At 69.7% G+C, this 21,987-nt stretch carries 20 protein-coding genes and 1 pseudogene; 11 read left to right on the top strand and 10 right to left on the bottom strand.

Going from position 1 to position 21,987, the window contains the following annotated elements; genetic code table 11:
* Positions 1-90: 90 nt before the first annotated feature.
* From rng to upp, 9 genes are all read right to left on the bottom strand, one after another.
* On the bottom strand, positions 91-1,560 hold the full coding sequence (gene rng, locus AC1RQF_RS23375) for a ribonuclease G (protein ID WP_492873059.1): 1,470 nt from the start codon (positions 1,558-1,560) through the stop codon (positions 91-93).
* Positions 1,561-1,568: 8 nt separating this feature from the next.
* Positions 1,569-2,192: a Maf family protein gene (locus AC1RQF_RS23370; RefSeq protein ID WP_274004214.1), complete on the bottom strand. Its 624-nt coding sequence runs from the start codon at positions 2,190-2,192 to the stop codon at positions 1,569-1,571.
* A gap of 49 nt (positions 2,193-2,241) precedes the next feature.
* Positions 2,242-2,712, bottom strand: a complete 471-nt coding sequence (gene rlmH / locus AC1RQF_RS23365) for a 23S rRNA (pseudouridine(1915)-N(3))-methyltransferase RlmH (RefSeq protein WP_274004212.1) — start codon at positions 2,710-2,712, stop codon at positions 2,242-2,244.
* A 16-nt stretch (positions 2,713-2,728) separates the two neighbouring features.
* Positions 2,729-3,175 carry a ribosome silencing factor gene (gene rsfS / locus AC1RQF_RS23360; RefSeq protein ID WP_274004210.1) on the bottom strand — a complete coding sequence of 149 codons (447 nt, stop codon included), beginning with the start codon at positions 3,173-3,175 and terminating at the stop codon, positions 2,729-2,731.
* Between the two features lie 5 nt (positions 3,176-3,180).
* Positions 3,181-3,882 carry a nicotinate-nucleotide adenylyltransferase gene (locus AC1RQF_RS23355; RefSeq protein WP_274004341.1) on the bottom strand — a complete coding sequence of 234 codons (702 nt, stop codon included), beginning with the start codon at positions 3,880-3,882 and terminating at the stop codon, positions 3,181-3,183.
* Positions 3,883-3,919: 37 nt separating this feature from the next.
* Positions 3,920-4,843: an oxygen-dependent coproporphyrinogen oxidase gene (gene hemF / locus AC1RQF_RS23350; RefSeq protein WP_274004209.1), complete on the bottom strand. Its 924-nt coding sequence runs from the start codon at positions 4,841-4,843 to the stop codon at positions 3,920-3,922.
* A gap of 124 nt (positions 4,844-4,967) precedes the next feature.
* Complete coding sequence (gene purD / locus AC1RQF_RS23345; RefSeq protein ID WP_492873058.1) at positions 4,968-6,245, bottom strand: phosphoribosylamine--glycine ligase; 1,278 nt, start codon at positions 6,243-6,245, stop codon at positions 4,968-4,970.
* Between the two features lie 106 nt (positions 6,246-6,351).
* On the bottom strand, positions 6,352-7,080 hold the full coding sequence (locus tag AC1RQF_RS23340) for a YebC/PmpR family DNA-binding transcriptional regulator (RefSeq protein WP_274004205.1): 729 nt from the start codon (positions 7,078-7,080) through the stop codon (positions 6,352-6,354).
* A 165-nt stretch (positions 7,081-7,245) separates the two neighbouring features.
* Positions 7,246-7,896: a uracil phosphoribosyltransferase gene (upp, locus tag AC1RQF_RS23335; protein WP_274004203.1), complete on the bottom strand. Its 651-nt coding sequence runs from the start codon at positions 7,894-7,896 to the stop codon at positions 7,246-7,248.
* A gap of 194 nt (positions 7,897-8,090) precedes the next feature.
* Between upp and AC1RQF_RS23330 the strand changes: the two genes are divergently transcribed.
* From AC1RQF_RS23330 to kdpE, 9 genes and pseudogenes are all read left to right on the top strand, one after another.
* Entirely contained in the window at positions 8,091-8,870 is a 780-nt protein-coding gene (locus AC1RQF_RS23330) for an SDR family oxidoreductase (RefSeq protein WP_274004201.1), read from the top strand.
* Positions 8,871-8,949: 79 nt separating this feature from the next.
* Positions 8,950-9,327: pseudogene (locus tag AC1RQF_RS23325) on the top strand (methylglyoxal synthase); the annotation flags it as partial.
* 494 nt (positions 9,328-9,821) lie between these two features.
* Positions 9,822-10,796 carry a quinone oxidoreductase family protein gene (locus AC1RQF_RS23320; RefSeq protein ID WP_274004199.1) on the top strand — a complete coding sequence of 325 codons (975 nt, stop codon included), beginning with the start codon at positions 9,822-9,824 and terminating at the stop codon, positions 10,794-10,796.
* A gap of 271 nt (positions 10,797-11,067) precedes the next feature.
* Complete coding sequence (gene kdpF, locus AC1RQF_RS23315) at positions 11,068-11,160, top strand: K(+)-transporting ATPase subunit F (protein WP_252983462.1); 93 nt, start codon at positions 11,068-11,070, stop codon at positions 11,158-11,160.
* Positions 11,157-12,968, top strand: coding sequence for a potassium-transporting ATPase subunit KdpA (gene kdpA, locus AC1RQF_RS23310; RefSeq protein ID WP_492873057.1), 1,812 nt, complete (start codon positions 11,157-11,159; stop codon positions 12,966-12,968). The genes kdpF and kdpA overlap by 4 nt, the downstream gene beginning before the upstream one ends.
* A 55-nt stretch (positions 12,969-13,023) precedes the next feature.
* A complete protein-coding gene (gene kdpB / locus AC1RQF_RS23305; protein ID WP_274004195.1) occupies positions 13,024-15,120 on the top strand; it encodes a potassium-transporting ATPase subunit KdpB in 2,097 nt (698 codons plus the stop codon).
* Between the two features lie 12 nt (positions 15,121-15,132).
* Complete coding sequence (gene kdpC, locus AC1RQF_RS23300; RefSeq protein WP_274004194.1) at positions 15,133-15,714, top strand: potassium-transporting ATPase subunit KdpC; 582 nt, start codon at positions 15,133-15,135, stop codon at positions 15,712-15,714.
* 133 nt (positions 15,715-15,847) lie between these two features.
* Positions 15,848-18,697, top strand: coding sequence for a DUF4118 domain-containing protein (locus AC1RQF_RS23295; RefSeq protein WP_274004193.1), 2,850 nt, complete (start codon positions 15,848-15,850; stop codon positions 18,695-18,697).
* Positions 18,690-19,388, top strand: coding sequence for a two-component system response regulator KdpE (gene kdpE / locus AC1RQF_RS23290; RefSeq protein WP_252983457.1), 699 nt, complete (start codon positions 18,690-18,692; stop codon positions 19,386-19,388). The genes AC1RQF_RS23295 and kdpE overlap by 8 nt, the downstream gene beginning before the upstream one ends.
* A gap of 13 nt (positions 19,389-19,401) precedes the next feature.
* On the opposite strand, the gene AC1RQF_RS23285 is transcribed toward kdpE, so the two are convergent.
* Positions 19,402-20,640: a 2OG-Fe(II) oxygenase gene (locus AC1RQF_RS23285; protein ID WP_492873056.1), complete on the bottom strand. Its 1,239-nt coding sequence runs from the start codon at positions 20,638-20,640 to the stop codon at positions 19,402-19,404.
* 427 nt (positions 20,641-21,067) lie between these two features.
* Between AC1RQF_RS23285 and AC1RQF_RS23280 the strand changes: the two genes are divergently transcribed.
* Both AC1RQF_RS23280 and sugE read left to right on the top strand, forming a co-directional pair.
* Positions 21,068-21,379, top strand: coding sequence for a putative hemolysin (locus AC1RQF_RS23280; RefSeq protein ID WP_274004192.1), 312 nt, complete (start codon positions 21,068-21,070; stop codon positions 21,377-21,379).
* A gap of 114 nt (positions 21,380-21,493) precedes the next feature.
* On the top strand, positions 21,494-21,814 hold the full coding sequence (gene sugE / locus AC1RQF_RS23275) for a quaternary ammonium compound efflux SMR transporter SugE (protein ID WP_274004191.1): 321 nt from the start codon (positions 21,494-21,496) through the stop codon (positions 21,812-21,814).
* Positions 21,815-21,987: the final 173 nt, after the last annotated feature.

Genomic DNA, 21,987 nt, shown 5'->3' with positions numbered 1-21,987 from the left:
GTTCGGGGAGCGATTTACGCAAGCCCGCTGATCACGGGTTGTTCAACCGCCTCGCCCACAAAAATGCGGACAGGTCCGTCGGCGCCGCGCTCACATCAGCACGATGTCATACTGCTCCTGACTCAGATTCGATTCCACCTGCAGCGATACCGGCTTCCCGATGAAATCGATCAGCATCGCCAGATGCTGCGATTCCTCGTCGAGGAACAGGTCGATCACCTGCTGCGACGCGATCACGCGGAATTCCCTCGGATTGAACTGCCGCGACTCGCGCAGGATCTCCCGCAGCACGTCGTAGCACACCGTACGCGAGGTCTTCACCTGCCCCTTGCCCTGGCAGGTCGGGCACGGCTCGCACAGCACGTGCGCGAGCGATTCGCGGGTGCGCTTGCGGGTCATCTCCACGAGCCCGAGCTGCGAGAACCCGTTCACGGTCACCCGCGTGCGGTCGCGCGACAGCGCCTTCTTCAGCTCGCTCAGCACCGCGTCGCGATGCTCGGCGTTCTCCATGTCGATGAAGTCGATGATGATGATCCCGCCCAGGTTGCGCAGCCGCAGCTGCCGCGCGATCGTATGCGCGGCCTCCAGGTTGGTCTTGAAGATCGTGTCGTCGAAGTTGCGCGCGCCGACATAGCCGCCCGTGTTGACGTCGATCGTCGTCATCGCCTCGGTCTGGTCGATCATCAAATAGCCGCCCGACTTCAGATCGACCCGCCGCGACAGCGCGCGCAGGATCTCCGACTCGATGTTGTACAGGTCGAACAGCGGCCGCTCGCCGGTGTAGTGGTGCAGCTTCGGGCTCACCGCCGGCGTGAACTCGGCCGCGAACTCGGCAAGCCGCTGGTAGGTCTCGCGCGAATCGACCTGGATCCGCGACGTGTCGTCGTTCGCGAAGTCGCGCAGCACGCGCTGCGCGAGATCGAGATCCTGATAGAGCAGGCTCGTCGCCGGCAGCCGCTGCGCCTGGGCGACGATCGTCGCCCAGGTCTTGCGCAGGTACGCGACGTCGGCCCCCAGCTCGTCGCCCGTCGCGTCCTCCGCGATCGTGCGCACGATATAGCCGCCTTTCTCCTCGGCCGGAATCACGGCGGTCAGCCGCGCGCGCACCGCCTCGCGCTCGGCCTCGCTCTCGATCTTCTGCGAGATGCCGATGTGCGGCTCCTGCGGCAGGTACACGAGCGTGCGGCCCGCGATGCTCACCTGCGTCGACAGCCGCGCGCCCTTCGTGCCGATCGGATCCTTGATCACCTGCACCATCAGCGTCTGGCCTTCGAACACCGTCTTCTCGATCGGCTGGTGCGCCGGCGTGGACTGCGTGTCGCCCGCGAGCCGCGGCTGCCAGATGTCGGCCACGTGCAGGAACGCGGCGCGCTCGAGCCCGATGTCGATGAACGCGGACTGCATGCCGGGCAGCACGCGCACCACCTTGCCGAGGTAGATGTTGCCGACGCGCCCGCGCGACAACGTGCGCTCGACGTGAAGCTCCTGCACGGCGCCTTGCTGCACGAGTGCCACCCGCGTTTCCTGGGGCGTGAGATTGATCAGGATTTCTTCGTTCATGGTCGGGTTCAGAAGGCGACGTCCGCCGCGCGCAGCAGCGCCGCGGTCTCAAAAAGGGGCAGACCCATGATACCCGAATGGGATCCGTCGATCCGCTCGACGAATTCGGCGGCGCGTCCCTGGATCGCATACGCGCCCGCCTTGCCGAACGGTTCGCCGCTGTCCACGTAGCGCTGCAGCGCGTCGGGCGCGGCCGGCGCGAAGCGCACCACGGAGCGCGACAGCGCGGGCGGCAGCAGCGCGCCGGCTGCGTCGATCACCGCGAGTGCGGTCAGGACTTCGTGCGAGCGGCCGGCGAGGCGGCCCAGCATCGCGAGCGCGTCGGCCGCGTCGGCGGGCTTGCCGAGGATCGCGCCGTCGATCGTCACGGTGGTGTCGGCGACCAGCACGGGCGCGGCCGGCAGGCCGCGCGCGCCGCGCCGCGCCCGCGCGGCTTCCGCTTTCGCGACGCAGACCCGCTGCACGTAACGGTCCGCCGGTTCGCCGGGCAGCTCGGCCTCGAGCGCCTCGGCATCCTCGTCGGCGTGCGGCAACAGCAGTTCGAAGCGCACCCCGAGCTGGTTCAGCAGCTCCTGGCGGCGCGGGCTTTGCGAGGCGAGATAGATGAACGGGAAGGCGGGGGCGGCGGGCATGGCGGTCGGGTTCTCGGTTGGCGCGCGGCGCGCGTCCGAGGACGCCGCGTCACGCGCGATGGTAGGGGTGATTCTGCGTGATGCTCCACGCGCGGTAAAGCTGTTCGGCGAGCAGCACGCGCACCATGCCGTGCGGCAGGGTGAGGCTCGACACGCGCAGCAGCACGTCGGCGCGCGCTTTCAGCGCCGGGTCGAGGCCGTCGGCGCCGCCGATCACGAACGCGACGTCGCGGCCGTCCTGCTGCCACTCGGGCAGCGCCTGCGCGAGCTGCATCGTGGTCCAGTCGCGGCCGCGCTCGTCGAGCGCGACGAGACGGGCCTGCTTGGGCAGCGCGGCCTCGATCTTCTGCCGCTCGGCGGCCATCACGCTCTCGGCGCTGCGGCCGCCCGAGCGCAGCTCGGGCTTGATCTCGCGCAACTCGATGCGCAGTTCGGGCGGCATCCGCTTCGCGTATTCGTCGAAGCCGGTCGCGATCCAGCCGGGCATCTTGTGGCCGACCGCGAGGATGTGCAGTTTCATGCGGACCGCGCGCGACTCAACGGCGGCGGTTGGCCGGCTGCTTGCGGGCGGGCGCCGGGGCGGCGTCCTCGTCCTCGTCGTCCCCGTCGAGCGGCTCGCTCGGGCGCGCGGGCGCGTTGCCGCCGAGCTTGAGCCGCACCGGCTTGTCGCCCCAGATCTCCTCGAGGTTGTAGTACTGGCGCAGCGCCGGTTGCAGGATGTGCACGACCGCGTCGCCGCAGTCGACCAGCACCCATTCGCCGGTTTCCTCGCCTTCGGAGCTGACGACGTCGCCGCCCGCCTTCTTGACCTCGTCGCGCACGTTCGACGCGAGCGCCTTGGTCTGGCGGTTCGAGGTGCCCGACGCGACGATCACGCGGTCGAACAGCTCGGTCAGGTGGCTGGTGTTGAAGACTTTGATGTCTTGCGCCTTGACGTCTTCGAGGGCGTCGACGATGACGCGTTGGAGTTTGCGGATATCCATGGAATTCAGGGGTGGTAAAGACGGTGTTGAAGAATATAGGCCCACACGGCGGCGGGGACGTGTTCGGCCGAGGCGCCCGGCATCCGTTCGCGCCGCGCGATGCATTCGCGCAGGTGCGCGCGGATGTCGGTGGCGGCGACGTCGAACGCGAGCGCCGTGTCGATCAGCAGGCGGCCGGCGGCGCGGGACTGCAACGCCTCCGGGCCGGCCGTGCGCCGCGCGATTTCGCGCGCGACGGCGGGCGACGCGGTGCCCAGGTCGAAACCCGGACGGCTCGCGGCGCCGATGTGCGCGAACTCGAACAGGCGCGGCCAGTCGCGCCAGGTGTCGAGCCGCACGAGCTGGTCCGCGCCGATCAGCAGCGTGAGCGACGCGTCGGGGCCGATCCGCGCGCGCCAGCGCTCGAGCGTCTCGACCGTGTAGGTCGGGCCGGCGTGGTCGATCTCGTCGGTCGCGACGCTGACCTCGACGCCCGGCAGCACCAGCGAGTCGGCGGCGGCGCGGGTCATCGCGAGCCGGTGATCGGCCGCCGACACGCCGCTCTTCTGGTACGGCTGGCCGGCCGGCATCAGCACCAGTTCGGTCAGCGCGAGCAGCCCCGCGAAGCGGCGCGCGAGCGCGAGATGACCGTCGTGGATCGGATCGAACGTGCCGCCCAGGATGCCGATTCGGCGTGGCAGCGGGGTGGGGCGGGCGGAAGTGTCCAGAACGCGTCCTCTGCTGGGTTCGAAGGGGCGGACGGGCTTACGCCCAGTCGCGCGGCACCAGGAAATCGCTGTAGAGGCGCGCCTCCGGCGTGCCCGGCTCGGGCTGCCAGTCATAGCGCCAGTTCGCCGTCGGCGGCATCGACATCAGGATCGATTCGGTCCGGCCGCCGCTTTGCAGCCCGAACAGCGTGCCGCGGTCGAACACGAGGTTGAACTCCACATAGCGGCCGCGCCGGTAGCCCTGGAACGCGCGTTCGCGCTCGCCGTACGGCGTGTCGCGGCGGCGCTCGAGGATCGGCAGGTAGGACGGCAGGAACGCGTCGCCGACGCTTTGCATCAGCTCGAACGCGCGCTCGAACCCCGGCTCGGCGAAATCGTCGAAGAAGATCCCGCCGATTCCGCGCGCCTCGTTGCGGTGCTTGAGGAAGAAATACTCGTCGCACCAGGTCTTGAAGCGCGGGTACAGCTCGACGCCGAACGGGGCGAGCGCCGCGCGGCAGGTGCGGTGGAAGTGCTGCGCGTCTTCCTCGTAGCCGTAGATCGGCGTCAGGTCCATGCCGCCGCCGAACCAGAAGATCGGCGCTTCGCCGGCCTTGGTCGCGATCAGCATGCGCACGTTCATGTGCACGGTCGGGCAGTGCGGGTTGCGCGGATGCAGCACCAGCGACACCCCGAGCGCCTCGAAGCCGCGCCCGGCGAGCTGCGGCCGCGCGGCGCTCGCGGAGGCCGGCAGCGCGTCGCCCGCGACGTCGGAAAAGCCGATGCCCGCGCGCTCGAAGACGCCGCCGTCCTCGAGGATCCGCGTGCAGCCGCCGCCGCGCAGGCGCTCGCCGGGGCCGCGCTGCCACGCATCGGTCGCGAGCGGTGCGCCGTCGAAGGCGCCAAGCGCGTCGGCGATGCGGGTTTGCAGCCCCTGCAGATAGGCGCGCACGCGGGGGACGTCGTAAGTCGAATCGGTCATCTGGGTACGGATGGCGCCCTTTTTTCGAGGGCGCCGTTCAAAAAGCATCTGCCGGGCATTCTAGCGAACCCCGGCAGAACAGGGGCGTCGCCCGCGCGGGCGACGCCGGAACGGATGCGGCGCGTCAGGCCGGCTTGCGGCTCAGCGCGCGGTAGCCGATGTCGCGACGATACTGCATGCCTTCGAAGTTGATCTGGTTGATCACTTCGTAGGCGGCCTGCTGGGCGCCGCGCACCGAGTCGGCGAGCCCGACCACGCACAGCACGCGGCCGCCCGAGGTGACGAGCTTGTCGCCGTCGTAGGCGGTGCCCGCGTGGAAGGTGACCGCGTGCGGCGCTTCCTCGGAGATGCCGTTGATGCGGTCGCCCTTGCGCGGCGTGTCGGGATAGCCGTGCGCGGCGAGCACGACGCCGAGCGCGGTGCGGCGGTCCCAGTCGAGCTCGACGGTGTCGAGCGTGCCCGCGATCGCCTGTTCGACGACCTTCGAGAAATCGCTCTTCAGGCGCGCCATGATCGGCTGGGTTTCGGGATCGCCCATGCGGCAGTTGAATTCGAGCGTGCGCGGGTTGCCGTCCTTGTCGATCATCAGGCCCGCGTACAGGAAGCCGGTGAAGCGGATGCCGTCCTTCTCCATGCCGCGCACGGTCGGCATGATGATCTCGCGCATCACGCGCGCGTGCATCTGCGGCGTGACGATCGGCGCGGGCGAGTAGGCGCCCATGCCGCCCGTGTTCGGGCCGCGGTCCTCGTCAAGCAGGCGCTTGTGGTCCTGGCTCGACGCGAGCGCGAGCGCATGCTTGCCGTCGACCATCACGATGAAGCTCGCTTCCTCGCCGTCGAGGAATTCCTCGATCACGACGCGCGCGCCGGCATCGCCGAGCTTGTTGCCGGACAGCATCATGTCGACGGCCGCGTGCGCCTCGTCGGCCGTCAGCGCGACCACCACGCCCTTGCCGGCCGCGAGGCCGTCGGCCTTCACCACGATCGGCGCGCCTTTCGCGTCGATGTACGCGTGCGCGGCGGCCGCGTCGGAGAAGGTGTCGTAATCGGCGGTCGGGATCCCGTGGCGTTTCATGAACGCTTTCGCGAAATCCTTCGAGCTTTCGAGCTGGGCCGCCTCGCGGGTCGGGCCGAACACCTTGAGGCCGCGCGCGCGGAACAGGTTGACGATGCCCGCCGCCAGCGGCGCTTCCGGGCCGACCAGCGTGAACGCGACCTGCTCGGCCTCGGCGAAGTCGGCGAGGTCCTCGAGCGAAGTGAGGTCGATGTTCTTCAGGCGCTCGTCCTGCGCGGTGCCGCCGTTGCCGGGGGCAACGTAGACGAGCTGGACGCGCGGCGACTGCGCGAGCTTCCAGGCCAGCGCATGTTCGCGGCCGCCGGAGCCGACGACGAGTAGTTTCATGGGATTCCCCGCAGACTAAGAATTGGGGCGGCCGGCGCGCCTGTCGGACGCGCCGGCCGCGAAATCGGTCCGGCCGCCGCGTCGCGCGCGAGCGGCGGCGTCATGCTTATTCCCCGGCGATGACGGCGTTCGTATACACCTCCTGGACGTCGTCGAGGTCTTCGAGCACGTCGAGGAGCTTCTGCATCTTCACCGCGTCGTCGCCGGTGAATTCCACTTCGTTCTGCGGCTTCATCGTCACTTCGGCGAGTTCGGCCTTGAAGCCGGCCGCCTCGAGCGCGTCCTTCACCTGCGAGAACGCCTGCCAGTCGCACAGCACCTCGATGCTGCCGTCGTCGTTCGTGTTGACGTCGTCGGCGCCCGCCTCGAGCGCGGCTTCCATCAGCGCGTCTTCCGAGGTGCCGGGCGCGAACAGGAACTGGCCGACGTGATCGAACATGAACGCCACCGAGCCGTCGGTGCCCATGTTGCCGCCGTACTTCGAGAACGCGTGCCGGACTTCGGCGACCGTGCGCACGCGGTTGTCGGTCAGCGTGTCGACGATGATCGCGGCGCCGCCGATGCCGTAGCCTTCGTAGCGGATTTCCTCGTAGTTCGCGCCATCCGCGCCGCCGACGCCGCGGTCGATCGCGCGCTTGACGTTGTCCTTCGGCATGTTCGCGTCGGCCGCCTTGTCGACCGCGAGACGCAGGCGCGGATTCGAGCCCGGGTCGCCGCCGCCGAGGCGCGCGGCCACCTGGATTTCCTTGATCAGGCGGGTCCAGACCTTGCCGCGCTTCGCGTCGGCAGCCGCTTTCTTATGCTTGATGTTGGCCCATTTCGAGTGACCAGCCATACCTTTCTCCGTCGCCCGCGCACATTCCGCGCAGGCGTTTTAGCTATCTGTCGTTGAGTCCCGCGGCCGCGGCAGGGGCGTGCGCCCGGGGCCGCCCGGTGTCGGGTGGAGCGTGATTTTATCATGCGGCGGTGCCGCGCCCGGACGGGGCGGCCCGCCCGGCGCTCAGTTCTTGGTGCCGAACAGGCGGTCGCCGGCGTCGCCGAGGCCCGGCACGATGTAGGCGTGCTCGTCGAGGTGCGAGTCGAGCGAGCCGACGTACAGCTTCACGTCCGGATGCGCGTCCTGGAACACCTTCACGCCCTCGGGCGCGGCGACCAGCGCGAGGAACATGATCCGCTCGCCGGGCACGTTGCGGCGCTTGAGCACGTCGACCGCGTAGGCGGCCGAGTAGCCGGTCGCGACCATCGGGTCGCACAGGATGAACACGCGGTCTTCCAGGTCCGGCAGGCGCACCAGGTACTCGACCGGGCGGTGATCGTCGGCGCGGTACACGCCGATGTGGCCGACCCGGGCCGACGGCACGAGGTCGAGCAGGCCGTCCGACATGCCGACGCCGGCGCGCAGCACCGGCACGATCGCGAGCTTCTTGCCCGCGATCACGGGCGCGTCGATCTCGACCAGCGGGGTTTCGACCCGCTTGGTCGTGATCGGCAGGTTGCGGGTGATCTCGTAGCCCATCAGCAGCGTGATCTCGCGCAGCAACTCGCGGAACGTGCGCGTCGACGTGTCCTTGTCGCGCATGTGGGTGAGCTTGTGCTGGATCAGCGGGTGGTCGAGGATGAAGAGATTGGGGAAACGGCTGTCCTGTTTCATGACGGGCGCCTGGCGGCAAAAAGGATTCGGGGGCGGCGGCCGGCTCCGGAGGGCGGCTGCGCGCGATACGGCCGTAAGTTTACCGAAGATGGGCGGCGCGATCCGGATATTATCGACGTTTCGATGGCGCGCGCCCGCCGCGCGGCCGTTTCCCGCTAACGCACACGGCCGGACACCGGCAAGGAAGGGCTCAGATGGATCTTGGCATCGCAGGACGGACCGCGCTGGTGTGCGCGGCCAGCAAGGGGCTCGGGCGCGGCTGCGCGCAGGCGCTCGCGGCCGAGGGCGCGAAGCTCGTGATCGTGGCGCGCACGCCGGACACGCTCGAGGCGGCCGCCGAGGCGATCCGCGCGGGCACCGGCGCGGCGGTGACGGCCGTCGCCTGCGACATCACGACGCCGGAGGGGCGGGCGCAGGCGCTGGCCGCGTGTCCGCAGCCGGACATCCTGGTGACCAACGCGGGCGGGCCGCCGCCGGGCGATTTCCGCCATTTTTCCCGCGACGACTGGATCCGCGCGCTCGACGCGAACATGCTGACGCCGATCGAGCTGATCCGCGCGACGATCGACGGGATGATCGGGCGGCGCTTCGGCCGGATCGTCAACATCACGAGTTCGGCCGTGAAGGCGCCGATCGACGTGCTCGCGCTGTCGAACGGCGCGCGTTCGGGGCTGACGGGCTTCGTCGCGGGGCTCTCGCGCAAGGTGGCCGAGCACAACGTGACGATCAACAACCTGCTGCCGGGCCTGTTCGACACCGACCGGATCACGACCACGCTCGAGGCGTCGGCGCGCGAGAGCGGGGTCGACCTCGACACGATGCGCGCGCGGCGCGTGCAGGGCATTCCGGCGCGGCGGCTCGGGCAGCCGGACGAGTTCGGCGCGGCCTGCGCGTTCCTGTGCAGCGCGCACGCGGGCTACATCACCGGGCAGAACTGGCTGCTCGACGGCGGCGCGTATCCCGGCACGTTCTGAGCCCTGACGCATCATGGTTTCGCCGGGCGTCGGCGCCGCGCGCCGCCGCCCGCTTTTCGCTTCGAGAGGACTGACCCGCATGAATGCACCGCGCATTGCGCTGATCGCGCACGATGCCAAGAAGGATGAGATCGTCGCGCTGACGGGCGCCTACCGCGACACGCTCGCGCGATGCGTGCTGCTCGCGACCGGCACGACGGGCGGCCGGATCGCCGCCGCGCACGCGCTCGAGGTCGAGCGCAAGCTGTCTGGGCCGCTCGGCGGCGACCAGCAGATCGGCGCCGAGCTGGCGTCGGGGCGTGTCGACATGGTGGTGTTCCTGCGCGACCCCATGACGGCGCAGCCGCACGATCCCGACATCAATGCGCTGGTGCGCGTGTGCGACGTGCACGACGTGCCGGTCGCGACCAACGTGGCGACGGCGCGCGTGCTGCTCGACGATCTGGCGCGCCGGCTGGCGCGGGGCGAACGACGGCGCGCGGTCGTCGTTCGCCTGTTGGTCGGGCGGCGCGTCGCCGCCGCCGGCTCAGTCGACCGTCTGGATCAGCAGGGTGGCCTGCCCGGTGTTGTCGCCGCACATGTCGTCGGTGACGAAGCCCCGGAGGGTGAGGGCGTTCCCGACGTCGCGGCTTGCGCGGCGCAGGAGGCAAGGGCCATCAGGAGGGGGCAGCGATGGAAATGCGCATGACTCGGATCCTTGATTTGATTTGGAGTTTGACTGGACGGCACATCTGCACATCTGCACATCTGCACGCCGGTGCGGCTTGACCGACGCCCGACATAACGGCACCGACGAACCTGTCTTTATCCTTTCGTCCGATTTATTTGACGGCGCGCAGCGCCGGCGTCCCGGGGCGGCGTCAGCAAGGAATCCGCCAACGCGCGAGAATCATGCGTCCCGTCGCAAGACGGCCGAATCTCCCCTGAACATCGAACCCAGGAGTACGACGCATGCCGAAAGCAATCCGCTATGACCAGCCGGGCGGTCCGGACGTGATGAAGTGGGTCGACGTCGAGGTCGGCGAGCCGCAGGCCGGCGAGGTGCGCGTGAAGCACCACGCGGTCGGTCTCAACTACATCGACGTCTATTTCCGCACCGGGCTCTATCCGCAGCCGCTGCCCGGCGGCCTCGGGATGGAGGCGGCGGGCGAAGTGACGGCGGTCGGCGCGGGCGTCGCCGCGCTGCGCCCGGGCGATCGCGTCGCCTACGTGACCCAGCCGCCCGGCGCGTATGCGCAGGAGCGCGTGGTGCCCGCCGAGAAGCTCGTCAAGCTGCCCGACGCGATCAGCTACGACGATGCGGCGTCGGTGATGCTGCAAGGCCTGACCGCGCACTACCTGCTGCGCCGCACCTATCCGGTGAAGGCGGGCGACACGATCCTGATCCACGCGGCCGCGGGCGGCGTCGGGCTGCTCGTCTGCCAATGGGCGAAGGCGCTCGGCGCGACGGTGATCGGCACGGTCGGCTCGGACGAGAAGGCGGAACTGGCGAAGGCGCACGGCTGCGACCATCCGATCGTCTACACGCGCGAGAACTTCACGCAGCGCGTGCGCGAGCTGACGAACGGCGCGGGCGTGCCGGTGGTCTACGACTCGATCGGCAAGGACACCTACGTCGGCTCGCTCGACAGCCTCGCGCCGCTCGGCTACTTCGTGAGCTTCGGCAACGCCTCCGGCCCGCTGCCGCCGATCGACTCGAAGGAGTTCGCGTCGCGCGGCTCGCTGTTCTTCACGCGCCCGACGCTGTTCTCGTACATCGGCAAGCGCGCCGATCTCGAACGCAACGCGGCCGAGCTGTTCGACGTGCTCGGTTCGGGCCAGGTCGCGACCAGCATCCGCCAGCGCTATCCGCTCGCCGAGGTCGCGCGCGCGCACGAGGATCTCGAAGCGCGCCGCACCACGGGCTCGACCATCCTGGTTCCCTGAGCGATCCCCTCCGGCCGGCCGCCACGCGCCGGCCGCACCCGCCGGGGCCTTGCCCCGGCGGCGTCGTTTACGTGTTTTTTACACCCCTCGTCAGACCTTTGACCCGTCCTTTACACGCATTCCCATAACGTTCTATCCGTCTGATTCCGAAGACGGAGAACATAAAAATGGATGCGGTGTATGTAGGTGGGTTGGTGCTGTTCGCGGCACTGATCTTCGCGTTGATCGCCGGCTGCGAGAAGCTTGCGCAATACGGTCGCGGGGGGCGTTCATGAGCTGGATGCTGTGGTTGGCCGGGGCGTCCACCGCCCTGTTGTTCGCATACCTCGTCTATGCGCTGCTGCGCGCGGAGGACATCGAATGAATGCGAACAATCTGTTCCAGGCGGCGCTGTTCGTCGTGATCCTGCTGGCCGCCGCGGTGCCGGTGGCCGGTTACCTGACGCGCGTGATGGAAGGCGCGTCGCGCGTGAACCGCGTGTTCGGTCCGCTCGAACGCGCGCTCTATCGGGTCGCGGGCGTCGATCCGCAGGCGGAGATGACGTGGAAGCAGTACGCGGTCGCGACGATCGCGTTCAACATGCTCGGCGTGCTGTTCCTCTATGGGCTGCTGCGCGTGCAGGGCGGGCTGCCCGGCAACCCGCAGCAGTTCGGCGCGATGACGGTCGACGGTGCGTTCAACACCGCGATCAGCTTCGTCACCAACACCAACTGGCAGGACTACACGCCCGAGCAGACGGTCAGCTACCTGACGCAGATGCTTGGTTTCACGGTGCAGAACTTCCTGTCGGCCGCGACCGGGATCGTCGTCGTGATCGCGCTGATCCGCGGTTTCGCGCGTCATACCGCGCGCACCATCGGCAACTTCTGGGTCGACGTCACGCGCGTCACGCTGTACGTGCTGGTGCCGATGGCGGCCGTGGTCGCCGCGCTGCTGATGAGCCAGGGCGTGATCCAGAACCTGAAGTCCTACCAGGACGTGCCGACCCTGCAGACCACCACCTACGCGGCGCCGAAGCTCGACGCGCAGGGCAACCCGGTCAAGGACGCGCAGGGCAATCCGGTCACGGTGCCGACCCAGGTGAAGTCGCAGACGCTCGCGATGGGGCCGGTCGCCTCGCAGGAAGCGATCAAGATGCTCGGCACCAACGGCGGCGGCTTCTTCAACGGCAACTCGGCGCATCCGTATGAAAACCCGACGCCGTTCTCGAATTTCCTGCAGATCTTCTCGATCCTGATCATCCCGGCCGCGCTGTGCATCGTGTTCGGCCGCATGATCGGCGATCGCCGCCAGGGCATCGCGGTGCTCGCGGCGATGACGGTCGCGCTCGTGGTCGCGATCGGCATCGAGGTGAGCGCGGAGCAGGGCGGCACCCCGGTTCTGAGCGCGCTGCACGTCGACCAGTCGGCGAGCGCGCTGCAGGCGGGCGGCAACATGGAAGGCAAGGAAACCCGCTTTGGCATCGCGCAGACGGGGATCTTCGTGGTCGCGACCACGGCCGCGTCGTGCGGCGCGGTGAACGCGATGCACGATTCGCTGACGCCCGTCGGCGGGCTCGTGCCGATGCTGCTGATGCAGCTGGGCGAGGTGATCTTCGGCGGCGTCGGGTCCGGCCTCTACGGGATGCTGGTGTTCGCGCTGCTCGCGGTGTTCGTCGCGGGCCTCATGATCGGCCGCACACCCGAGTACGTCGGCAAGAAGATCGAGTCCTACGAGATGAAGATGGTGTCGATCGTCGTGCTGCTGACGCCGATGCTCGTGCTGGTCGGCACCTCGGTCGCGGTGCTCAGCGCCGCCGGCAAGGCGGGTATCGCGAACCCCGGCCCGCACGGCTTCTCGGAGATCCTGTACGCGTTCAGCTCGGCCGCGAACAACAACGGCAGCGCGTTCGCGGGCCTGACCGTGGGCACGCCGTTCTACAACTGGATGACCGCGATCGCGATGTGGTTCGGCCGCTTCGGCACGATCATCCCGGTGCTCGCGATCGCCGGCTCGCTTGCCGCGAAGAAGCGGATCGCCGCGACGGGCGGCACGATGCCGACCCACGGGCCGCTGTTCGTCGTGCTGCTGCTCGGCACGGTGCTGCTGGTGGGCGCGCTGACCTACGTGCCGGCGCTGGCGCTCGGCCCGGGCGTCGAGCATCTGATGCTGTTCACCGGCGGCGGCCAGTAAGCCGGCCGGAGACCACGATACAAGCCCCTCTGCAAATGGGCATCTGAGGATTGCAATGAATCAACATTCCGCTACGCGATCCATGTTCGACCCGGCGCTGGTGCGCCCGGCGATCGTGGATTCGTTCAAGAAACTCACGCCGCGCACGCAGTTCCGCAACCCGGTGATGTTCTGCGTGTACGCCGGCAGCATCCTGACCACGATCCTGTGGATCGCCGCGCTGGCCGGCCAGGCCGAGGCGCCCGCGGGCTTCATCCTCGCGGTCGCGCTGTGGCTGTGGTTCACCGTGCTGTTCGCGAACTTCGCCGAGGCGCTCGCGGAAGGGCGCTCGAAGGCGCAGGCCGCCTCGCTGCGCAGCGCGAAGAAGGATGTGATGGCGAAGAAGCTCAACGAGCCGCATCCGAAATCGCCGATCCGCATCACCACCGCGAGCGACCTGCGCAAGGGCGACGTGGTGCTGGTCGAGGCCGGCGATACGATCCCGGCCGACGGCGAGGTGATCGAGGGCGTCGCGTCGGTCGACGAATCGGCGATCACCGGCGAATCCGCGCCGGTGATCCGCGAGTCGGGCGGCGACTTCTCGTCGGTCACGGGCGGCACGCGCGTGCTGTCCGACTGGATCGTGGTGAAGGTCACGGCGAACCCGGGCGAGGCCTTCCTCGACCGCATGATCGCGATGGTCGAGGGCGCGAAGCGCCAGAAGACGCCGAATGAGATCGCGCTGACCATCCTGCTCGTCGCGCTGACCATCGTGATGCTGCTCGCGACCGCGACGCTGCTGCCGTTTTCGATGTTCTCGGTCGAGGCGATGAAGGCGGGCCACGTGGTGACCATCACCGCGCTCGTCGCGCTGCTGGTGTGCCTGATCCCGACCACGATCGGCGGGTTGCTGTCCGCGATCGGCGTGGCCGGCATGAGCCGCATGATGCAGGCCAACGTGATCGCCACCTCGGGCCGCGCGGTCGAGGCGGCGGGCGACGTCGACGTGCTGCTGCTCGACAAGACCGGCACGATCACGCTCGGCAACCGCCAGGCCTCGCTGTTCGTGCCGGCGCCGGGGGTGACGGAGGAGGCGCTGGCCGATGCGGCGCAGCTGTCGTCGCTCGCCGACGAGACGCCGGAAGGCCGCAGCATCGTGGTGCTCGCGAAGGAGCGCTTCAACATCCGCCAGCGCGACATGGGCGCGCTGCACGCGACCTTCCTCGGCTTCTCCGCGCAGACCCGCATGAGCGGCGTCGATCTACCCGGCCGCGAGATCCGCAAGGGCGCGGCCGATGCGATCAAGCGCTACGTCGAGAGCCACGGCGGCCGTTTCCCGGACGAAGTGCGGCGCGCGGTCGACGACGTCGCGCGGCGCGGCAGCACGCCGCTCGTGGTGGCCGACCTGCAGACGGGCGACGCGGGCCACGGTGCGCGCGTGCTCGGCGTGATCGAGCTGAAGGACATCGTGAAGGGCGGCATCAAGGAACGTTTCGCCGAGCTGCGCAAGATGGGCATCAAGACCGTGATGGTGACGGGCGACAACCGCCTGACCGCCGCCGCGATCGCCGCCGAGGCCGGGGTCGACGACTTCCTGGCCGAGGCCACGCCGGAGACCAAGCTCGCGACGATCCGCGAGCATCAGGCGGCGGGGCGGCTCGTCGCGATGACGGGCGACGGCACCAACGACGCGCCGGCGCTCGCGCAGGCGGACGTCGCGGTGGCGATGAACACCGGCACGCAGGCGGCGAAGGAGGCGGGCAACATGGTCGATCTCGACTCGAACCCGACCAAGCTGATCGAGATCGTCGAGATCGGCAAGCAGATGCTGATGACGCGCGGCTCGCTGACCACGTTCTCGATCGCGAACGACGTCGCGAAGTATTTCGCGATCATTCCGGCCGCGTTCGCGACGACCTATCCGCAGCTGAACGCGCTCAACGTGATGCATCTGGCGACGCCGTCGTCCGCGATCATGTCGGCGGTGATCTTCAACGCGCTGATCATCGTGCTGCTGATTCCGCTCGCGCTCAAGGGCGTGCGCTATCGCGCGCTCGGCGCCGCGTCGCTGCTGCGCCGCAATCTGCTGGTCTACGGGCTCGGCGGGATCCTGGTGCCGTTCGTCGGCATCAAGCTGATCGACATCGTGCTCGCCGCTTTCGGCTGGGTTTAAAGGAATACCGTCATGAAATCGCTTTTTCGTCCGCTCATCGTCGTGTTCGTCGTGCTGGTCGCCATCACGGGCCTCGCCTATCCGGCCGTGATGACCGTGTTCGGGCAGGCCGTGTTTCCCGCGCAGGCGAACGGCAGCCTGATCGAACAGAACGGCAAGGTGGTCGGCTCCGCGCTGATCGGCCAGCAGTTCGATGCGCCGCGGTACTTCTGGGGCCGCCTGTCGGCGACCACGCCGATGCCGTACAACGCGACCGGTTCCGGCGGCTCGAACCTCGGGCCGCTGAATCCGTCGCTGTCCGATCAGGTCAAGGGCCGGCTCGACGCGCTGAAGGCGGCTGGCACCGACCTCTCGAAACCGGTTCCGGTCGACCTCGTGACCGCCTCCGGCAGCGGCCTCGATCCGGAAATCAGCCCGGCCGCGGCCGACTACCAGGTCGAGCGGGTGGCCCACGCGCGCAAGCTGCCGGCCGACGCCGTGCGGCAGCTCGTCGCGGCGAACACCAGCGGCCGCCAGTTCGGCGTGCTCGGCGAGGCGCGCGTGAACGTGCTGAAGCTGAACCTCGCGCTGGACGCCGCGCAGGCCGCGCACTGAGGCGGCTCGCCGCGCGGCGGCGCGCCGACCGACCGTCCTGATGCAGGCGGCGCCGATCCGGCGCCGCCTTTCCCTTTTTGGCGATTTCGAACGACAATTCGTTCCATCGCGTGCCCGGAGACCCCGCATTCGCATGAACCGCCCCGATCCCGACCAACTTCTCGACAAGCTGCAGCGCGACGCGGAACGACAACAGCGCGGTACGCTGAAGATCTTCTTCGGCGCGTCCGCGGGCGTCGGCAAGACCTACGCGATGCTGCAGGCCGCGCGCGCGCGGCTCGGCGAGGGCGTCGACGTGCTGGTCGGCATCGTCGAGACCCACGGCCGCGGCGAGACCGCCGCGCTGCTCGCCGGGCTCGAGGTGCTGCCGCTCGTCCAGATCGACTATCGTGGCCGCACGCTCGGCGAGTTCGACCTCGACGCCGCGCTCGCGCGCAAGCCGCAGCTGATCCTCGTCGACGAACTCGCGCATTCGAACGTGCCGGGCGCCCGTCACCTCAAGCGCTGGCAGGATGTCTACGAACTGCTCGACGCGGGCATCGACGTCTACACGACGGTCAATGTTCAGCATCTGGAGAGCCTCAACGACGTGGTCGGCGCGATCACCGGGATCCGCGTCTGGGAAACGGTTCCGGACCGGGTGTTCGACGCGGCCGACGAGGTGACGCTGGTCGACCTGCCCGCCGAGGAGCTGCTCGCGCGGATGCGCGACGGCAAGGTCTACATGGCGCAGCAGGCCGAGCGGGCGGTGCGCAACTTCTTCCGCAAGGGCAACCTGATCGCGCTGCGCGAGCTGGCGCTGCGGCGCACCGCCGACCGGGTCGACGCGCAGATGCGCGAATACCGCGCGGACCGCTCGATCCAGCGCATCTGGCAGGCGCGCGAGCGGCTCCTCGTGTGCGTCGGCCCCGGTCCCGAGGCGCCGACCCTGGTGCGCGCGGCCGCGCGGCTCGCGGCGAGCCTGAAGGCGGACTGGATCGCGGTGTACGTCGAGACGCCGCGCCTGCAGCGGCTGCCCGACGCGAAGCGGCAGCGCACCCTCGATGCGCTGCGGCTCGCGAGCGAGCTGGGCGCCGAGACGGCGACGCTCGCGGGCGCCGACGCGGTGGCGATGCTGGTCAGCTACGCGCAGGTCCGCAACGTCTCGAAGGTGGTGGCGGGCGGCTCGCCGAAGACCGGCTTCGCGCGCCGGATCGTGCGGCCGTTCGGCGAACGGCTCGCGGAGCGCGCGGGCGATCTCGATCTGATGCTGATCCGCGCGTCGGCGGTCGACGATCCGCGCGCGGCCGCCGCCGACGCGCATCCGGGCGGCTGGCGCGACGCGTTCGCGAGCCTCGCCGGCCACCGCTCGCCGCCGCGCCACTATGGCTACGCGGCCGCGATCTGTGCGGCGATCACGGTCGTCGCGAGCCTGCTGCACGAGCGCCTCGACCTGACCAACCTGGTGATGCTGTACCTGCTCGGCGTCGTGTTCGCGGCGGTGCGGCTCGGGCGCGGGCCGGGCGTGCTGCTGTCGTTCCTGGCGGTGGCCGCGTTCGATTTCTTCTTCGTGCCGCCGCGCATGTCGTTCACGGTGTCGGACACCCAGTACGTGCTGACCTTCCTCGGCATGCTGCTGACCTCGCTCGTGATCAGCCACCTGACGTCGAGCCTGACCCGCGAGGCGGCCGTCGCGCAGCGCCGCGAGCGGCGCACGGGCGCGATGTACGCGATGGCGCGCGAGCTGGCGGCCGCGCTGACCACCGAGCAGATCGTCGGAATCGGCAGCCGTCACGTGGCGGAAGTGTTCCGCGCGCGCGTCGCGATGCTGCTGCCGGACAGCGCGGACCAGGTTCAGCAGAAGATCGAGGAGCCCGACGAGATGGTGACGTTGACGGGCGCGTCGCTCGACATCGACGTCGGCCAGTGGGTGTACGACCAGCAGAAGCCGGCGGGGCGCGGCACCGACACGCTGCCCGCGGCGGCCGCGCTGTACCTGCCGCTGAAGGCGCCGATGCGCACCCGCGGCGTGCTCGCGGTGGTGACCCGGGAGGCGGGCGAGCTGGGGGTGCCGGAGCAGGAGCGCATGCTCGATGCGTTCGCCGCGCAGATCGCGCTCGCGCTCGAACGCGTGCACTACGTCGACATCGCGCGCGACGCGCTCGTCAGCATGGAGTCGGAACGGCTGCGCAACTCGCTGCTGTCGGCGATCTCGCACGATCTGCGCACGCCGCTCACGGCGATCGTGGGCCTGTCGTCGATGCTCGCGAACGCGCGCGCGGCCGTGCGCGACAGCGGCGCGGCCGTGGGGCGCGAGGACGAACTGGTCGAGTCGATCCACGACGAGGCGCTGCGCATGACGGGCATCGTCACCAACCTGCTCGACATGGCGCGGCTCCAGGCCGGCAGCCTGCAGCTCAAGCGCCAGTGGTCGCTGCTCGAGGAGACGATCGGCGCGGCGCTGGCCGCGTGCAAGCGCGTGCTCGCGCGCCATCCCGCGCAGGTGCGGCTGCCGGCCGACCTGCCGCTCCTGCAGATGGACGCGGTGCTGATGGAGCGCCTGTTCGCGAATCTGTTCGAGAATGCGGCGAAATACACGCCGCTCGATTCGCCGCTCGAGATCGGCGCCGAACGCCTCACCGAGGACGGCCAGCCGTTCGTGCGCGTGCATGTCGACGATCGCGGGCCGGGCTTGCCGGCGGGCATGGAAACGCGCATCTTCGAGAAGTTCACGCGCGGCGAGAAGGAGTCGGCGACGCCCGGCATCGGGCTCGGGCTCGCGATCTGCCGCGCCATCGTCGACGCGCACGGCGGCCGGATCGGCGCGCTCAACCGCATCGCGCCGGACGGCCGGGTCGTCGGCGCGCGCTTCTGGTTCACCTTGCCCGTCGACACGCCGCCGCCCGAGCCGGACGCGGCGGACGACGACCCCGATTCCGCCCCGGCGCGCCGGCTCGACCCGCCCGCCTCGGCCCACCACGCAGACCCGCATGACCATGAGTGAACCCACGCTGACCGTCGTCCTGATCGAAGACGAAAAACAGATCCGCCGCTTCGTGCGCGCCGCGCTCGAGGAAGAGGGCATCGCCGTGTTCGATGCCGAGACCGGCAAGCAAGGCCTGATCGAGGCGGCGACCCGCAAGCCGGATCTCGCGATCGTCGATCTCGGGCTGCCCGACACCGATGGCCTCGACGTGATCCGCGAACTGCGCGGCTGGTCGGACCTGCCGGTGATCGTGCTGTCCGCGCGCACCCACGAAGAGGAGAAAGTCGCCGCGCTCGACGCGGGCGCCGACGATTATCTGACCAAGCCGTTCGGCGTGTCGGAGCTGCTCGCGCGGATCCGGGCGCACCTGCGGCGACGCAACCAGGGCGGCGCGAACGAGTCGCCGAAGGTGAGCTTCGGCGCGGTGACCGTGGATCTCGCGCTGCGCCAGGTGTGGCGCGCCGGCGAGACGGTCCACCTGACGCCGCTCGAATACCGGCTGCTCGCGACGCTCGTGCGGCATGCGGGGCGGGTGCTCACGCACCGGCAGCTGCTGCGCGACGTGTGGGGGCCGTCGCACGTCGAGAGCCATCACTACCTGCGGATCTACATGGCGCATCTGCGCCAGAAGCTCGAGAACGATCCGGCGCAGCCCGAGCACATCGTCACCGAGACGGGCGTCGGCTACCGGCTGGTCGGGGCGCTGTGACGCCGGGGCGGCGTCAGCCGCCGTACGCGCGCTCGCGCACCCACTTGGTCATCACCCACTTCTCGCCCTCGCGCACCGGGCTGCCGCCGTGCAGCGAGAGCGGGTCGAGTTGGCCACGCGCGTTGGCGTAGCGGAAATAGACGGCCGCGCCGCGTTGCGGCGCGACCGACAGGTGCGCGTCGGGGAAGATCGTCTCGCCGCCTGCGGGCACGTCGTTCAGGTAGATCACGAGGGTGGCGACGCGCTGCCCGCCCGACGTCGTGTGCAGCGCGCTGCTGGGCTTGTCGGGCGCGAAGTAGTCGTGATGCGGCCGGTATTCGGCGCCGACGCCGTAGCGCAGCACCTGCAGCCCCTCGCCGTTCTCGACCGGCCAGTTCATCAGCGCCGCGAGACGCCGTTCGAGGCGTTCGATGAACGGATCCGCGCCGCGCGCGAACCAGGTGCCTTCGCTGGTCCGATAGTCGGACAGCGTCGATTCCTGGCTGTCGTGCATGACGACCTGCGAACGCGTGAGCCGGTCGCGCGCGCGGGCGATCAGCTCCTCGCATTCCCGGGCCGACAGCACGTCGCCGAACACGACGACCTGCGGACGTTCGCAGCGGCTCAGCACGCGCACGTCGCGATCGTGCGCGCGGATCACGTTGTGCGCGGCGAGCGGGGTGGGGTCGTATACGTAGCCGCCTTGGGGCGGGGTGGCCGCGGCGTCGAGCGCGGGGACGGTCGGACGATCGGCCGGCGGGGCGTCGGCGGACGGGGCCGTGGGCGGAGGGTCGGCCGGCGCGGCGGCGACGGACGGGGCCGCGGGCGGAGGGTCGGCCGGCGGGGCGTCGGCGGATGGGGCCGCGGGCGGAAGGTCGGCCGGCGGGGCGTCGGCTGTCGCGGCCGGCGCGAATAGCGGCTCGACAACGGTGCGCGCGTCGTCGGGCGAGAAGCCGGTCTGGACCATCGCATCGATCATCGACTGTGCGGCGCAGCCGCGCGCGACGTTGGTCGTGAGCCAATCGCGCCACGCGGCGTTGAGCGTCGGGGCGGCGGGGGGCGGCGCGTCAGCGGATGCGCCAGGCGCGTCAGGCACCGCCGGCGTAGTGGGTGCGGCAGGCGCAGCCGGCGCGAACAGCGGTTCGACGAGGGCGCGTGCGTCGTTGGGCGCGAAGCCATTCCGGATCATCGCTTCGAGGATGGATTGGGCGGAGCAGCCGCGCGCGACGTTGGTCGTCAGCCAGTCGCGCCATTCGGCGTTGATCGTCAACACGGGTTTTCTCTCCGGGGTCGGGCATGGCGAGCGGCCCGCGGCGCAGGTCGTCCGGCATCGGGCAGCGGGTATCCGGCCGGAATTCTAACGAATTAGCTTTTCAGTTTTTTTATTAACGGGATTGAGTGCGGCGTGGATCGCGTCCGACGGATCCGCGGCGATGCGCTGCGAGTCGGGTTGGCCGAAAGGGCGTGCCTCCGCTTGCAAGCGGGGCGTGGCGGCGGTCGAGATGCGATATCCGCTCGGAGCATGCGGGAGCGAGAAGGTCGAACCGAGTGCCTCGACGCGATCGAGGGCTTGCCTGCGCGGCCGCCCGCCCCCGCGCACGGCCGCCGTTGCAATTGCGCACCGCCGGCCGGGGCCGCGGAGACAGTTCGCGGAATTGCCTTTATGCTGACCGCTCGACAACCAGAACAAGGAGCGGCTCATGAGGGCGTTGATACGGATGGGAATCGGCGGAGCGCTTGGGCTGGTCGCGGCGGGCGTGATCGCGCAGCCGCTGCCGGCCGCGCCGCAGAAGATCGGCATGGCGAATCCGGCCTCGGTCAATTGCGAGAAGCTCGGCGGCAAGCTGGTGATCCACGACAGTCCGCGCGGCCAGTACGGCATGTGCGTGTTCAAGGACGGCCGCACCTGCGAGGAATGGGCGCTGTATCGCGACGATCGCTGCGTGCAGGTCGACGCTCAGGGCCTGCCGATCGCGGAGCGCGCCGCCGCCGCGCCGCATGCGCCGAAGTAGGGGCGCGCCTGCCTGCACGTCTGTAAGCCTATTGTTATACTGGACGCCGCCCGGGGACGACCCCGGGCCTTTCGCGTCACGGGGACGACCCCATTTGATCAATCGAGTCCCCTCATGTCCTGGGTCTTGCTGTTTGTGGCCGGTTTGCTCGAAGTCGCCTGGGCGGCCGGCATGAAATCCTCCGCGGGTTTCACCCGTCTCGGTCCGTCCATCTTCACGATCGTCACCGCGCTCGGCAGTTTCATCCTGCTCGCGATCGCGATGCGCGAACTGCCGCTCGGCACCGCGTATGCGGTATGGACCGGCATCGGCGCCGTGGGCGCGTTCATCTTCGGGATCGTCATGATGGGCGAGGCGGTGAGCGTCGCGCGGGTCGCGAGCGCGCTCCTGATCCTCGTCGGCCTGATCGGCCTCAAGTTGTCCTCGGCCGACTGAGCCGGCCCGCGCGCCGGCCGCGTGCGGGTTTGTTTCGAAGGGCGGGCGGAAGGCCGCGTCTATAATGGAGCGAGTTCCTTTGGAATCGTCCCGGTCGCGCGCGTGACCGCGCGGGGCCGGCCGGTTCACGGGCCGGGCCCGGTGCTTTTCGGCGAACGCGCGTGACGCGCAAG

The organism is Burkholderia sp. GW821-FHT14F03, assembly GCF_058803765.1.
The sequence above is the reverse complement of the archived record's forward strand: the minus strand, read 5'-3'. Positions and strand labels throughout refer to the sequence as shown.